The sequence below is a fragment of the Sphingobacterium sp. UBA3519 genome, assembly GCF_002377215.1.
Taxonomy (GTDB): Bacteria; Bacteroidota; Bacteroidia; order Sphingobacteriales; family Sphingobacteriaceae; genus Sphingobacterium; species Sphingobacterium multivorum.
Window position 1 is genome coordinate 1 of sequence record NZ_DFPI01000030.1, and the last position, 12,969, is coordinate 12,969.

Here is a 12,969-nt window from a genome sequence, read left to right on the forward strand (position 1 = left end):
AAACGTTTAGGACGCAAGTGTTATTTTGTTGATTTTATTTTGTAATTGAACAAAAAGATTGTACACTTGTATTGCTTCATTATGAAGCAATGTAAATAACTGATTATAACGTGTTAAGCCAAATGTTTTTTTAGCCGTGAGGCGAATGTTTGACTACGAACTCATGTATTAAACGAACAGATTTTATGAATGTAAGAAACCTAATATTCGCTTCATCTTTCAGTCTATTTTTAACTTTTTCAGCACAAGGCCAGGTTTATCAAAAGATTGAGAATCAGTATGGCCCTGTTTTGGGGTATTCAACAGCTTCGGGCGTGAAGATCCTAAGTATTGCTGGAAATAAATTTAAGGATCTCAATCGAAATGGAAAATTAGACCGTTATGAAGATTGGCGTTTGACAGCAGAGGAGCGAGCTAAAGATCTCGCCTCAAAATTGTCTGTTGATCAGATTGCTGGGCTTATGTTGTATAGCAGGCATCAAGCTTTACCGGCACCGGCCTTTGGATTTATGGGAGGCACTTATCAAGGAAAAAACTATCAGGAAGGTCTAGTTTCACCTTGGGCTCTGACCGATCAGCAGCGTGAGTTTCTGGAGAAAGATGGGCTGAGGCATGTCCTGTTGACAGCAGTGAAAGATCCGGAGACCGCTGCCCGTTGGAATAATGAGTTGCAAGGTTTTGTGGAAGGCTTGGGATGGGGGATTCCGGCGAATGATAGTTCCGACCCACGTCATAATGCTGTTGTCAGTGCAGAGTTCAACGCTGGGGCAGGGGGGCAAATTTCAATGTGGCCGGATGGGCTTGCGATGGCGGCGACATTCGATCCAGCTATCGTCAAACGTTTTGGGCAAGTAGCGGCTTCGGAATATCGATCCTTGGGCATCACGACGGCATTATCACCACAGATAGATTTGGGTACCGAACCGCGTTGGTATCGTATCGGTATGACTTTTGGAGAGAGTCCCGAGTTGACAACAGCGATGGCTAGAGCTTATATCGATGGTTTTCAGACATCGAGTGGAAAAGACGAAATTGCCTTAGGCTGGGGGTATAAGAGTGTTAATGCTATGGTGAAACATTGGCCCAGTGGAGGGCCTGAGGAAGGTGGTCGGGATGGCCATTGGGCTATTGGAAAGTTTGCGGTATATCCAGGTGATAATCTGAAGCAACATATTATGCCATTTGTCAATGGAGCTTTTCAGTTGACAGGAAAGACGAGCAAAGCTGCCGCAGTTATGCCCTATTATACGATTTCTTTTGGTCAAGACGAGAAGAATGGTGAAAATGTGGGAAATGGTTATAGCAAATATTTGCTTACCGACTTGTTGCGCGGCACCTACGGTTATGATGGTGTGATCTGTTCGGACTGGTTGATTACGGGAGATGAAGCGCCTAAACCAGATGGATTTGCAGGTAAACCCTGGGGGGTAGAACAGCTGTCGGTGGCAGAGCGTCATTATAAAGCATTGATGGCAGGCATAGATCAATTTGGTGGCAATAACGATAAGGCTCCTGTTTTGATAGCCTATGAACTGGGCGTGAAAGAGCACGGACAGAAATTTATGAGACAACGATTTGAAGCTTCTGCCAGAAGGCTTCTGTTAAATATTTTCCGGGTAGGACTCTTTGAAAATCCATATTTGGATGTCGAGGAAAGTCGCGCCACTGTCGGTAATCCGCTCCATATGAAGGAGGGCTACGACGCACAGGTAAAGTCCATTATTTTACTAAAGAATAGTGATCAGCAATTGCCTATTCTTGGACGGAAGAAAGTTTATGTTCCGAAGATGTATAGTGCAGCAATGAAAGATTGGTGGGGAAACTATGCACAGGCACGATTGGAATACCCTGTCAACATTGATCTCTTGCGAAAATATGCCGATGTAACCGATAACCCTAGTGAAGCTGACCTTGCAATCGTGTTTGTACAGAGCCCGATCAGTGCAGAAGGTGGGTATAGCGCAAGGGATCGCAGGAATGGTGGAAATGGCTATGTTCCGATTTCCTTGCAGTATGGCACTTATACAGCCTCAGATGCACGAGCGGAGAGTATTGCCGCAGGTGATCCTATAATCGATCCATCGATTAAGAATAGGTCTTATAAGAATAAAATGGTGACTGCTGCGAATGTGATGGATCTTCAAACGATATTGGATACGAAGGATATGATGATGGGGAAACCTATTTTGGTGTCTGTGACAGCAAACAAGCCCATGGTATTTGCCGAGTTTGAAAAGGAGGTATCAGGTATTATCCTAAATTTTGGTGTATCAACACAGGCTGTATTGGATGTTATGTTTGGAAAGTACGAACCTTCCGGTCTATTGCCTGTTCAAATGCCCGCAAACATGGCTACAGTTGAGAAACAAGCTGAGGACGTGCCTTTTGACATGGAAGTCTATGTTGATCAAGCAGGACACGCCTACGATTTTGGTTATGGTTTAAACTGGTCGGGAGTCATTAAAGATAAACGCGTAGGAGAGTTTGTGAGGAAATAATAGGGGCAATTTAAAAATGAGAAGGGGAGATAGGTTCAAGCTTGCGTATGTATCGTGGATATTTTGAATTTGATGTATAAAAAAAGCTCCTTTGTGTCATACAAAGGAGCTTTTAAGTACGCCAATCAGGATTCGAACCTGAGACCGTCGGTTTAGAAAACCGATGCTCTATCCAGCTGAGCTATTGGCGCGTCGTTTTCGGTAATGCAAAAGTAGACATTTGTGTTGTATTTCCAAAATATCACTGACTTTTTTTTGTGGTTTTTCAATAACTGATTGCTTTTCAACAAGATTATTTTATTGATCTAGGTCAAACAAATTGAATAAAACTGCTGTTAACTTTGTGCTGTTAAACAAATAGAAAAAAACATAAAATTATGGCACAAGGAAAATGGGAACTAGACGCTGCACATAGCGAGATAGAATTCAAAGTAAAACACATGATGATTACAAACGTTAAAGGAAACTTTGACAGTTTTAAAATAGATGTTGACGCCGAGGGCGAAGATTTTAAAAATGCCCTTGCGAAAGTTGTTATTGACACGGCATCGATTAATACACGTAATGAGCAACGTGATGGTCATTTAAAAAGTGCAGATTTCTTTGATGTAGAGAAATATCCAGCAATTACATTTGAAGCAACGAGCTTGGAGAATAATGAAATTAAGGGAAATTTGACAATTCGTGACGTTTCTAGACCGGTGTCTTTCGACTTGGAATTTGCGGGTATCCAAAAAGATCCTTGGGGAAATACGAAAGCTGGATTTATTGTAGAAGGCAAAATCAAACGTTCAGAATTTGGCCTTAATTGGAATGCGGCGTTGGAAACAGGAGGGGTAATGGTAAGTGACGAAGTAAAATTTAGTGCTGATATTCAGTTTATAAAAGCTCAATAAGCGCAATATATAAAATAAAATTTGGTGGGAGTGTGAAAATTCGTACTTTTGTCGCGGAGAGTTGGCAGAGTGGTCGAATGCGGCGGTCTTGAAAACCGTTAACTGTCACAGGTTCGGGGGTTCGAATCCCTCACTCTCCGCCAGGTGCAAATTTAAAGTTTTTAAAAAGCACTAAAAAATAGATAAATCCTGCAAAATCAATGATTTGCAGGATTTTTTTGTTTATGGGAATTACTAAAATTTTCAAAAACACTCATAATTTTTGTGGCACATTCGTGGCACATTGGAGTTTTGAAAAAATGTGCCACGAAATTCAGTATAAACAATTGATAATCAACATGTAAATCTGCTTAACGACTTGACTTAAAGAATCTTTGGTTCGATTAAATGTAAAAATATTGAATTGTACGTCAGGAGCAAAGGGCATCATAGAAATTCATCTAAAGAAATGAATAGGTAGAAAAAAAATCTATCTTTGTAGTCAGTTATACTATATCTAACATATTATCTGCGTCTTAACTAAAAAAGACATGCTCGAAAATGAGCTATAACTGCATGAAATCTTTTGACTTTCAGTGCACAGATAATTGTATCCCCATATTTTATTAAATCACAACCGAAAAATTGATTATCAAATCGATTGGTTTATCATTTCACGATGTTATAGCATTTAAAATGCTTATTATACAAGGAATATAATGAATAGTAAACAATTAATAAGTAGAGAAATAGAGTTATTCTACGATAAAGTATCGGAAGAAACCAGACTTGATAAGGGAATGGGAGTATTTGAGTTTGAAAGAATAAAATCACTTATTGAAAAATACATCATCTCTTCACCATTAACCATAATTGATATCGGTGGTGGCACAGGGAAGTATTCGGAATGGCTTGCAAAGAAAGGACATCGAGTTCATTTGGTAGAGCCCGTTACAAAACATTTAAAAATAGCCCGCGACAGAGCTAATAAATTGAAAAACAAATTTGCTGTGCACAAAGGAGAATCTCGAAAATTAGAGTTCTCAAATAATTATGCCGACCTTATTATACTACACGGTCCACTTTATCATCTTCAAGAGAAAGAGGACCGGGATTTAACCATTTGTGAAGCCAAACGAGTTTTGAAAAACAACGGCGTTATATTGGGTTTTGCCATTAATTATACTGCATCCACTTTGGTAGGTCTTTTAAATGGGTTAATCCACAAAAAGTCATTTTTTGAAATGTGTAAGGAAGAACTAACACTTGGCAAACATAATCCGCCCCCTGATTTCCCTTGGCTTTTAGCAGAAGCATTTTATCATAGGCCCGAACAATTAAAGAATGAATTTTTAAATCAACAATTAACCTATTTAAATACGTATGCAGTTGAAGGTATGGCATGGTTGGACAAAGACTTTTTTGCCAATATGCAGAACTACCAACGGCGGAGAGTACTCATGGAGCTTATTCAAATTACTGAAAATGATAGCTACCTTCTTCCATTCAGTCCACATATGATGATAGCGGTACAAAAAACATATAACCATGGAAAATAAAGACAAATATTACTGGGCACTAATAGACAATGATGGTCAACTAAACGAAATTGATCTCGGAGAAAAAATAGGATTGAACGAAAATGAAACCAACGAAATAATTGGACAGCTTTTGTCTGAATATAAAATTGAATATACAGCAATCAGATGCTGCAATTACAGCCCGACGAAAAGAGCGAAGAGAATGAAGAAAAATTAACCGCTAATGTATTTTTCCTAGGAGCTGTTACTGCAATAGTCTATGTTGCCTTTAGTCTGACAAGGCTGGTCATGGCGATAGTTGCGGCTTTGCTTATTGGTGGGTTTTACGCTGAGATTATATTTTGAGGGATCGATTTGATACGTAAGGAATATAGCGATTGGGAGCACGAAATCCTAATAACTTTTGTAAATTAGGAAAGCAGCAAAAGACGTTGTCTGTTGACAACAGATAACGCTTTTTTTGTTTGATTATTTACTTATTAACGTTTAAAGGAACAAGATATGGGCGGAAAATTGATCCTAAAGTTCTCACTTTTGGTCGGACAGCTATTCTTAGGAGAAAGCTGTACCCATAACTCACATCGGGTGACGGCAGAAAATACTAAAAATGAGATTACAGCAGTGTCAATTTCTATGGTTGGCGGATTTACAGTAACACCTTCAAAAGCTTATACGATGAAGATAACAAGAGATAGTATTTATTGTCTGTTTTCTGCAATTGATACAGCGCAGAGTACCCTAAAATCATATGTCAACACAGAAGATAAATGGAACTTGTTATTGGATAAAATTGATTTGGAAAAATTTATTGCCGCTAAAGAAGAGGAATCGCGTCAGCCATACGACGGAATAGATATAAAAATAAGCATTACAACAAAAAAGGGGCAATATGTAAAACTGAATGCTGACGATAACCCTAGCTGGAATCGTGTATATAGACAATTGGAAGAATATTTTCCCCCACAAGCATATGGAAACAAAAAATTAGACAATTGAATCAACTAAAGACTGTACAGCTTATAGTAGCTTTTTGTAACTTAGTTTACTTTCCTTTTTTGCTGTAGAAATAGCGAAAGAAAATTTTTTGACATGTATAATCAAGGCAAATAAAATATAAATTACCATGGATGAGCAATTCAAACAGCAGGTATATGAGGTTGCAAAGCTGATTCCGAAAGGAAGAGTGACGACCTATGGGTCGATAGCAAAAGCCTTGGGCTATCCAAATCATTCGCGACATGTCGGAAAGGCTATGGGAGGATGTCCCAGTGATGTACCCGCCCACCGTGTTGTATCCAGTGGCGGCACGCTCGCAGTGCCTGAATTTCAAGAACGGCTTGAAGCCGAGGGGCTTGTTGTCAATAATTTACGGATCAAGGACTTTAGAAAGCTGTTTTGGGATCCGATGGACGAATAATCGATTAATGTAATACTATGAAATACTGTGCTTTTCTACGCGGCGTCAATGTGAAGGGAACCAATATGAAGATGTCAGATGTCAGTCAGGTTTTTAAGGACGCCGGTGTAACGGACGTTACTTCGGTACTGGCTTCTGGAAATATTGTTTTTTCGTCGGACAAAGCTCCCGCCTCGCTCAAGCAGTTACTAGAGGATTCCATGTCGGCATATTTTTCTTATGAAGCTTTTTTGTTCATCCGATCACAGGAAGAAGTGGAATTGCTGCAGGCAAATATTCCTTTTGAAATACATACAGACTTCCATGTCTATGCTTTTGTAGGGACAACAGGTGTCGAAACAATACTGATGGATGAATTCAGCAATTCGACACATGTGCCGGGAGAGAAGGGAGAAATTGTCGATACGGTCTTTTATTGGCGCGTACCCAAGGGCAATACCTTGGATTCCAGCTTCGGAAAGGTGTTGGGGAAAAAGAATCTGAAAGATAAGATGACAAGCCGGAATATCAACACCTTTGAAAAGATATTGAAAAAAATGGGTTAATTAACGGAATGAGCCCGGTATTATCCGGGCTCGTTTTTAGTTTATGGAATTCAGCCATGCGTGAAGTAGTTCCTCGGATGAAAACTTTTATGGCATTGATCTTAATCAATCTCAGCCGATTTAGCCCAGATGTTAATATGGCCGTCTTTTGCATAAAGATCAATTTCGTGAATTTCTTCCGGGCTAAACGTCAGATTCTTCAGCGCACCCACGCAATCAATGACCTGTTGTGGTCTTGAGGCGCCAATTAGCGCCGATGTAACTTGCTTCTTGCGTAAAACCCATGCTATAGCCATTTGTGCCAGTGATTGCCCTCTACGCTGTGCAATTGCATGTAAGGCCTGGATGTTCTTTTGATTTTCTTCATTCAGAAATTTTGTCTGAAGTGATTTGGATTGCGCCGCACGGCTATTCTCGGGGATATGCTGTAAATATTTATCGGTGAGCATGCCCTGTGCCAAAGGGGAAAAGACGATAGAACCAATGCCTATCTCATCCAAGGTATCGAGCAAGCCATCGGTTTCTACCCATCTGTTTAGCATAGAATAGCTAGGCTGATGAATAATAAAAGGTGTGCCCAATGATTTCAGGATTGCATGGGCTTCTTTTGTGCGTTGCGAATTATAGGATGAAATACCGACATAAAGCGCTTTTCCGCTACGGACAAGCTGATCTAGCGCCAGCATGGTCTCCTCCAAGGGGGTATTGGGGTCGAAACGATGTGAATAGAAAATATCGACGTAATCGATACCCAGGCGTTTAAGTGATTGCTCACAGCTTGATATCACATATTTACGGCTTCCCCATTCTCCGTAAGGCCCATTCCACATGTGATATCCCGCTTTTGATGAAATAATCATCTCATCGCGTAAACCGTAAAATTGTTCTTTTAATATTTGTCCGAAGGCCCTTTCGGCACTTCCAGCAGGCGGACCATAATTGTTTGCGAGATCGAAATGGGTAATTCCCAGGTCAAACGCTGTTGTGCAAATATCAACTTTCGTTTGATGGGCTGTGTCGTCACCGAAATTATGCCACATTCCCAATGAGATGGCAGGCAATAGAATACCGGATTGACCACAACGATTATAGATCATATCTTGATATCGGTCTGGATTTGCTGTATACTGCATAGTCTTGAATAGTTTTAATCCAAACTAAGATAAATTTACGCTTATTTGCAAGTTTTAATTCCATACCATGGCTGTAATTTTTTAGTGCAGGAAAAGTTTTGGAAGTATCCTGTACAGATATTCTTCGAGAGCATTTGGAAAACTGCCGCTCAATGTCTTTCAAAAATCGAAATTTAATGTATTTTTATATGAAATCTAAGAAAACGATTAATTCATACGATGAGGAAAATTCTAACCATCCTAAGCTTTGTTTTTATTGTATTGGGGAATTGTTATGCCCAATCAAAACATTTACTTTTCAAGACTGATTTTGGCGATTTTAAAGTTGTACTTTATGATTATACCCCCAATCATCGCGATTTGATGTTGCGATCTATTCGGGATACGGTCTATCAAGGAGCATTGTTTAATCGCATTATCGAAAATTTTGTTGTGCAGGGCGGAGAGCATGATATCGATATTGAAAAACGTGAGGCGGCAGATCCTCTTCATAGAAAACCGCGATTGGCGGCAGAGTTCGATGACCGGGCGTATCATAAAATAGGTGCCTTGGGTGCAGGACGGGATGGAAACCCCGCAAAAGCATCTTTTTTGAATCAGATCTATTTCGTGGTCGGAAAGAAAATCACGGAAGCAGAACTGGATAGTCTGGAATTGAAGAAAGGGATAAAATATACTGCAGCACAACGTCAGGAGTACTTGGCTCGTGGCGGACAGCCAAGACTTGATCACGATTTTACCGTTTTTGGCGAGATTTATGAGGGATTAGAGGTGATCATGAAAATCAGTCGGGTAAAGACGGATAAACAAGATTTTCCACTTCATAATGTGCCTTTTAAGATTGTCGAAATAAGTAAATAAACTTAACAGTCGGAGCAATATTGATAAAAAAAGGGCAACTAAGCCCTTTTTCTATTTGCGGTGTTGATCAAATTCTTCTTTAAGCTTCTGATAACGCTCTTTCCACTCGTCTGGCAGCTTGCTCGGGATGTCTTTGAGACTTTTCAGCTGAAATGCAAAGACACAGGCTGCAAAGCCCACCGTACTTATGGCCATTCCGGTCCATATGACCAGCGAAAAACCTGCAAATAGCGGATTCCAAAGTAAGATAAAGCTGAAAATAATGCCTAAAATGGCAAATAATAAATTCCAGCCCCAAGATTTACTGCCGTAATTTTTGAGGTCAAAAGAAAAGGATAGCAACTGAAAGGATTTAAAGAGCGCATAAAAGCCTACAATAAACGCCAACGTGCTGGCTGAAAGCAACGGGTTGGCAATCAGTAATATGCCGAATAGGGTATAAAGAATCCCTCCGGTGAGGTACCAACCCCAACCGTCCACTTCATCTTTGTTCTGCACGGCAAAGATAATTTCCAAAATACCGGAAATAATAAATGACCATGAAAATAGAATCGCTAATGTGAGAAATGCGGCAACAGGTGTGTAAATGGTATAGAACCCCAAAAGAATTAATAGAATGCCGATAATCAATGGAATATACCAGTGCTTAATGGATGATCTGATCGTTTTAAAAAATGAATTTGCCATAATAATGAGTTAAGATGATGCAGTATTGTCGATAAAAAAGCCCCATTAATTACTTAATGAGGCCTTACATATATAAAACTGATTAAATTAGGCAAAAGGAAAATGTACTAGATCTTTCCAGTCTCTTTTAAAAGTTTGTAATATGCATACAAAATATTGATTTCAGCATTTGTGTATTTCAATTCCGCTTCAAGTTTTGAGTTTGAAGCATCCATGATATCGACGATCAACGCCAATTGGTTCAAGTACTTTTTCTCAATAATACGATAGTTCTCATCTGCAAGAGCTTTATTGTATTCCAGCGTCTTGCGTTGTGAGTAGGCCTCATTGTATTTAATGTATGCAGTATTAACAGCGACGCTGGTTTTTTGTTTCAGAGCACTTGTGTATTTTTCGTTCTTTTCAATTTGTAGATCATCTAGTTTAAGCTTTTTTCCTGTCGTGTAGATTGAAGAAATCGTATAATTCAGGGAGATACCGGTATTCCAGGTATTCATATACTTGTCGATCACCGGCATCACATTGGTGATAGGTTTCACAAGACTGTTTCCCGCGAATAGGCTGAGGGCAGGGGATCGCTCTGATTTTGTAATAGCCTTTTCTGTCAGTAAAAGTTCGGTTTCCTTGGCCGCAAGCTGTAGACCGGGACTGGAAACGTAAGCGTCTTGTTTTAAGCTCGCGAGGTCTGCCAGCTGAAAGCTGCTGTTTAATAGTTTGTCATCCGGCTCAATTACTGTGCCCTCCGGTAGCCCTAATGCGACTATAAGCTCGTCATTCAGGATTTTCCGATTATTCTGAATCACCTCTTTGGCTAACTCCAACTCGGATATTTGCAATTGGTTGCGGATAACATCATTTTTGGTGATCATGCCCTGTTTATATAATTTTTCCGTCAGGTCCAGTCTCTTGTGCGCAAGCTCAATATTTTGATTGTAGACAGCTTCTTGATTTTTCAGTTTAAATAGATCAAGGTAATAGCCTAAAACCAAAATTTTAATGTTCTGTTCTTCATTCTTATGGTCCAATTCAGCCAGTTCTTCGCCCAGCGAGGATGCTTTGATGCTATTTTTTACGACACCGCCCTTCCAGATAAGTTCTTTCGCTTCCAATGCATAGTTGTTACCGAAATGGGGTAAAGGGACTTTTTCCGACCCCGAAAGGTCTTTGTCGATCAACGCAGCGTTGCCGAGGTAAAAAGCCGATGCTGAAGCACTGATTTCGGGAAGCCTTCTTAATTTTGCAACTTCCGTTTTTTGTTTGGCGATACTTACGGCGGATGCCGAAACAATAAGATTCGGGTGATGATGGATGGCAAGTTCAAACAGCGTTTCAATGGTTATTTTTCGGCTGTTTATGCTGTCTTGACCGTATGTTTGATTGCAAAAGAATGTAAAGAAGCATAACGTCAAGTAAAAACCTATTTTTCGGGCTCTTGACTTTGTATTCATGGTATTTAACTTTGTTTATATATGTGCTACAAAGTTAGTATGCCCTGGGGTGAAAAGAAATGTTTGATTACTGCTTTATGATGTTCAATTGGTAACAAGATTTGCCTGTTGTTCACGAAATAGCTTAGGTGTTATGCCGACATGTTTTTTGAAAAACTTGCTAAAAGCATATTGATCTGAAAAATTAAACTCTTGTGAGATCTGGTTGATTGTTTTGGTAGAAATGGTGAGCTGCGCTCTAGCTTCTGTGACTAGCCAGTTACTGATAATTTCCGAGGGCGATTCTTGTGTAATCTCCTTGACGCTGATCGACAGGTATTTGATGGAGATGTGGAGGCGGTCGGCGTAGAATGCGAGATCGCGCTGCGTTTTGTAGTGATCGGCGATAAGTTGTAAAAAATGGACGGTAATTTCTTCCTTTCTCTTGTTGCGTGCCTTTCCGGAGCTTTCACCAGCAGTATAGATCACATCGGCCAAAAGGTAGATAATCGCCATAAAAATATTGATATTGGCTTTTTGGAGGAAATCCTTCTTCAGATCGATTGGTTTTTTACGGTTGCTATGTAAAGTGGTTAACAATGTCCAAATAGCTTCAAAATCGTTGGCGGCAGGAGTAAAGGGTGTGGAGCGGTTGGAATTAATTAATCGATAAGCATCGTACCGACTGATTGACAAGCGTATTCGGTTGGAAAAATTCCTGTCATAATGGAGTATTTTAAAAACAGCATTGGTACTGATTGTCGTAAAGCTATAGTACTTATTGTATCCGATAAACAGGATGTTACCGGCTTGAAGGTCGGTGGGCGTACCATTGCTATTGACCTGCATAGAGCCTCTATACAGCAGTATACACGTCGTCCATAAGGGGTGATAGTAGTAGTCTTCTCCCTTCGCAGGAAGTTCCGATTGATCTATAAGTTCTATTTCATTCATTTTTATAATAAAAAAGTAAGGAATAGTGTAGGCAACTTTACCGCTATAATAGCAAAAAATTGTTATATCCTGTTTAGGAAAAAGGGACAATCAGTTTCTTTGGTACTGGAAGCTCAACAATATAAGATTGGAGGAGCAGCCCAAGAGCGACTCCATCAATCCTATATTATCACCTTTAAAAAGCGACTTTTTTAGGGTCCGATCCGGAAAACCCCATTTCAGGTAAATCGAGGATAGTTTTGATATCGCTTGCTGTCAGCTCAAAATCGTCGATCACTAAATTTCTTTTAATATTATCGGGATTGGTTGATTTTGGCAGCGGTAAGATACCCTGAGATAAAGCAAATTTGATACAGAGTTGTCCAACACTAGTATTCTTTTCCTTAGCCAAAGCAACGAGTGTTTCATCCTGTAATATTCTGCCCGAACCCAGGGGTGACCAAGCCTGAACAAGGATGTCATTGGATTGGCAGAGTGCCACAGTATCTTGCTGAAGGTAACCCGGATGAAATTCAATTTGGTTCACTGCAGGGATGATTGTCGCTGACTCCAATAATTTGGCGAGGTAGTCTTTGGGGAAATTACTCACGCCGATCGCTCTAACTTTCCCCTCTTTGTACAGCTGCTCAAAAGCCCGCCAGGTATCGGCGTTGATGTCAGACCAGTTTGCAAATTGCGTTTCGTTGGCAGGCCAATGAATCAGGTAAAGATCGAGGTAATCCAATTGTAGATCGCTGAGCGATTTTTCGAATGCAGCAATAGTCTTATCGTATCCACGCTCGGTATTCCAGAGTTTTGTTGTAATAAACAGCGAATTACGATCGATACCACTGTCTTTTATCGCTTTTCCAACACTTTTTTCGTTGCCATATATGGCCGCAGTATCAATATGTGTATACCCAGCGGCAAGTGCTTCTTTAACTGCCTGATAAGCTTCGTCGCCCTCAGGAATTTGCCAGGTTCCAAATCCAATTGCCGGAATTTCAATTCCATTGTTCAATTTGAATGTTTTCATTGTAAGTCGTGTTTTT

13 protein-coding genes and 2 tRNA genes are annotated in these 12,969 nt (G+C 40.0%); 9 read left to right on the top strand and 6 right to left on the bottom strand.

All coding sequences use genetic code 11. From position 1 onward, the window contains the following. The first annotated feature begins 185 nt into the window (after positions 1 to 185). Positions 186 to 2,498, top strand: coding sequence for a glycoside hydrolase family 3 protein (locus B3297_RS19360; protein ID WP_286779320.1), 2,313 nt, complete (start codon positions 186 to 188; stop codon positions 2,496 to 2,498). A gap of 117 nt (positions 2,499 to 2,615) precedes the next feature. On the opposite strand, the gene B3297_RS19365 is transcribed toward B3297_RS19360, so the two are convergent. Continuing rightward, positions 2,616 to 2,689, bottom strand: a tRNA-Arg gene (locus tag B3297_RS19365). A 186-nt stretch (positions 2,690 to 2,875) separates the two neighbouring features. On the opposite strand from B3297_RS19365, the gene B3297_RS19370 reads away from it, so the two are divergent. The 7 genes from B3297_RS19370 to B3297_RS19400 all read left to right on the top strand — a co-directional run bounded on the left by B3297_RS19370 (position 2,876) and on the right by B3297_RS19400 (position 6,876). Further along, positions 2,876 to 3,394 carry a YceI family protein gene (locus B3297_RS19370; RefSeq protein WP_046676084.1) on the top strand — a complete coding sequence of 173 codons (519 nt, stop codon included), beginning with the start codon at positions 2,876 to 2,878 and terminating at the stop codon, positions 3,392 to 3,394. Positions 3,395 to 3,449: 55 nt separating this feature from the next. After that, a tRNA-Ser gene (locus tag B3297_RS19375) sits at positions 3,450 to 3,537 on the top strand. A 555-nt stretch (positions 3,538 to 4,092) separates the two neighbouring features. After that, positions 4,093 to 4,932, top strand: a complete 840-nt coding sequence (locus tag B3297_RS19380) for a class I SAM-dependent methyltransferase (protein WP_070560890.1) — start codon at positions 4,093 to 4,095, stop codon at positions 4,930 to 4,932. Then, on the top strand, positions 4,922 to 5,131 hold the full coding sequence (locus B3297_RS19385; RefSeq protein WP_083295741.1) for a hypothetical protein: 210 nt from the start codon (positions 4,922 to 4,924) through the stop codon (positions 5,129 to 5,131). Before B3297_RS19380 ends, B3297_RS19385 begins: the two co-directional genes overlap by 11 nt. A 284-nt stretch (positions 5,132 to 5,415) precedes the next feature. After that, positions 5,416 to 5,910 carry a hypothetical protein gene (locus B3297_RS19390; RefSeq protein ID WP_286775400.1) on the top strand — a complete coding sequence of 165 codons (495 nt, stop codon included), beginning with the start codon at positions 5,416 to 5,418 and terminating at the stop codon, positions 5,908 to 5,910. Positions 5,911 to 6,037: 127 nt separating this feature from the next. Continuing rightward, positions 6,038 to 6,331 carry an MGMT family protein gene (locus tag B3297_RS19395; protein WP_070560884.1) on the top strand — a complete coding sequence of 98 codons (294 nt, stop codon included), beginning with the start codon at positions 6,038 to 6,040 and terminating at the stop codon, positions 6,329 to 6,331. 17 nt (positions 6,332 to 6,348) lie between these two features. After that, positions 6,349 to 6,876 (top strand): DUF1697 domain-containing protein, encoded by a 528-nt coding sequence (locus B3297_RS19400; protein ID WP_070560882.1) that lies wholly within the window; start codon positions 6,349 to 6,351, stop codon positions 6,874 to 6,876. 101 nt (positions 6,877 to 6,977) lie between these two features. On the opposite strand, the gene mgrA is transcribed toward B3297_RS19400, so the two are convergent. Beyond that, positions 6,978 to 8,009, bottom strand: a complete 1,032-nt coding sequence (gene mgrA, locus B3297_RS19405; RefSeq protein ID WP_070560881.1) for an L-glyceraldehyde 3-phosphate reductase — start codon at positions 8,007 to 8,009, stop codon at positions 6,978 to 6,980. 219 nt (positions 8,010 to 8,228) lie between these two features. Here mgrA and B3297_RS19410 point away from each other — a divergent pair, with 219 nt between their 5' ends. Then, positions 8,229 to 8,870 (top strand): peptidylprolyl isomerase, encoded by a 642-nt coding sequence (locus tag B3297_RS19410; protein WP_070560879.1) that lies wholly within the window; start codon positions 8,229 to 8,231, stop codon positions 8,868 to 8,870. Positions 8,871 to 8,921: 51 nt separating this feature from the next. Here B3297_RS19410 and B3297_RS19415 read toward each other — a convergent pair whose 3' ends face one another. The 4 genes from B3297_RS19415 to B3297_RS19430 all read right to left on the bottom strand — a co-directional run bounded on the left by B3297_RS19415 (position 8,922) and on the right by B3297_RS19430 (position 12,953). Next, positions 8,922 to 9,557 carry an HdeD family acid-resistance protein gene (locus tag B3297_RS19415; RefSeq protein ID WP_046676237.1) on the bottom strand — a complete coding sequence of 212 codons (636 nt, stop codon included), beginning with the start codon at positions 9,555 to 9,557 and terminating at the stop codon, positions 8,922 to 8,924. 107 nt (positions 9,558 to 9,664) lie between these two features. Next, on the bottom strand, positions 9,665 to 11,005 hold the full coding sequence (locus B3297_RS19420; RefSeq protein WP_286779321.1) for a TolC family protein: 1,341 nt from the start codon (positions 11,003 to 11,005) through the stop codon (positions 9,665 to 9,667). An 84-nt stretch (positions 11,006 to 11,089) separates the two neighbouring features. Next, complete coding sequence (locus B3297_RS19425) at positions 11,090 to 11,938, bottom strand: helix-turn-helix domain-containing protein (RefSeq protein WP_070560877.1); 849 nt, start codon at positions 11,936 to 11,938, stop codon at positions 11,090 to 11,092. A gap of 175 nt (positions 11,939 to 12,113) precedes the next feature. Further along, a complete protein-coding gene (locus B3297_RS19430; RefSeq protein ID WP_115048514.1) occupies positions 12,114 to 12,953 on the bottom strand; it encodes an aldo/keto reductase in 840 nt (279 codons plus the stop codon). Positions 12,954 to 12,969 lie beyond the last annotated feature (16 nt).

Excerpts from the sequence above, each read along its gene's own strand:
- B3297_RS19360 (WP_286779320.1), top strand. The coding sequence starts at position 186 with ATGAATGTAAGAAACCTAATATTCGCTTCATCTTTCAGTCTATTTTTA.
- B3297_RS19370 (WP_046676084.1), top strand. The coding sequence starts at position 2,876 with ATGGCACAAGGAAAATGGGAACTAGACGCTGCACATAGCGAGATAGAA.
- B3297_RS19380 (WP_070560890.1), top strand. The coding sequence starts at position 4,093 with ATGAATAGTAAACAATTAATAAGTAGAGAAATAGAGTTATTCTACGAT.
- B3297_RS19385 (WP_083295741.1), top strand. The coding sequence starts at position 4,922 with ATGGAAAATAAAGACAAATATTACTGGGCACTAATAGACAATGATGGT.
- B3297_RS19390 (WP_286775400.1), top strand. The coding sequence starts at position 5,416 with ATGGGCGGAAAATTGATCCTAAAGTTCTCACTTTTGGTCGGACAGCTA.
- B3297_RS19395 (WP_070560884.1), top strand. The coding sequence starts at position 6,038 with ATGGATGAGCAATTCAAACAGCAGGTATATGAGGTTGCAAAGCTGATT.
- B3297_RS19400 (WP_070560882.1), top strand. The coding sequence starts at position 6,349 with ATGAAATACTGTGCTTTTCTACGCGGCGTCAATGTGAAGGGAACCAAT.
- mgrA (WP_070560881.1), bottom strand. The coding sequence starts at position 8,009 with ATGCAGTATACAGCAAATCCAGACCGATATCAAGATATGATCTATAAT.
- B3297_RS19410 (WP_070560879.1), top strand. The coding sequence starts at position 8,229 with ATGAGGAAAATTCTAACCATCCTAAGCTTTGTTTTTATTGTATTGGGG.
- B3297_RS19415 (WP_046676237.1), bottom strand. The coding sequence starts at position 9,557 with ATGGCAAATTCATTTTTTAAAACGATCAGATCATCCATTAAGCACTGG.
- B3297_RS19420 (WP_286779321.1), bottom strand. The coding sequence starts at position 11,005 with ATGAATACAAAGTCAAGAGCCCGAAAAATAGGTTTTTACTTGACGTTA.
- B3297_RS19425 (WP_070560877.1), bottom strand. The coding sequence starts at position 11,938 with ATGAATGAAATAGAACTTATAGATCAATCGGAACTTCCTGCGAAGGGA.
- B3297_RS19430 (WP_115048514.1), bottom strand. The coding sequence starts at position 12,953 with ATGAAAACATTCAAATTGAACAATGGAATTGAAATTCCGGCAATTGGA.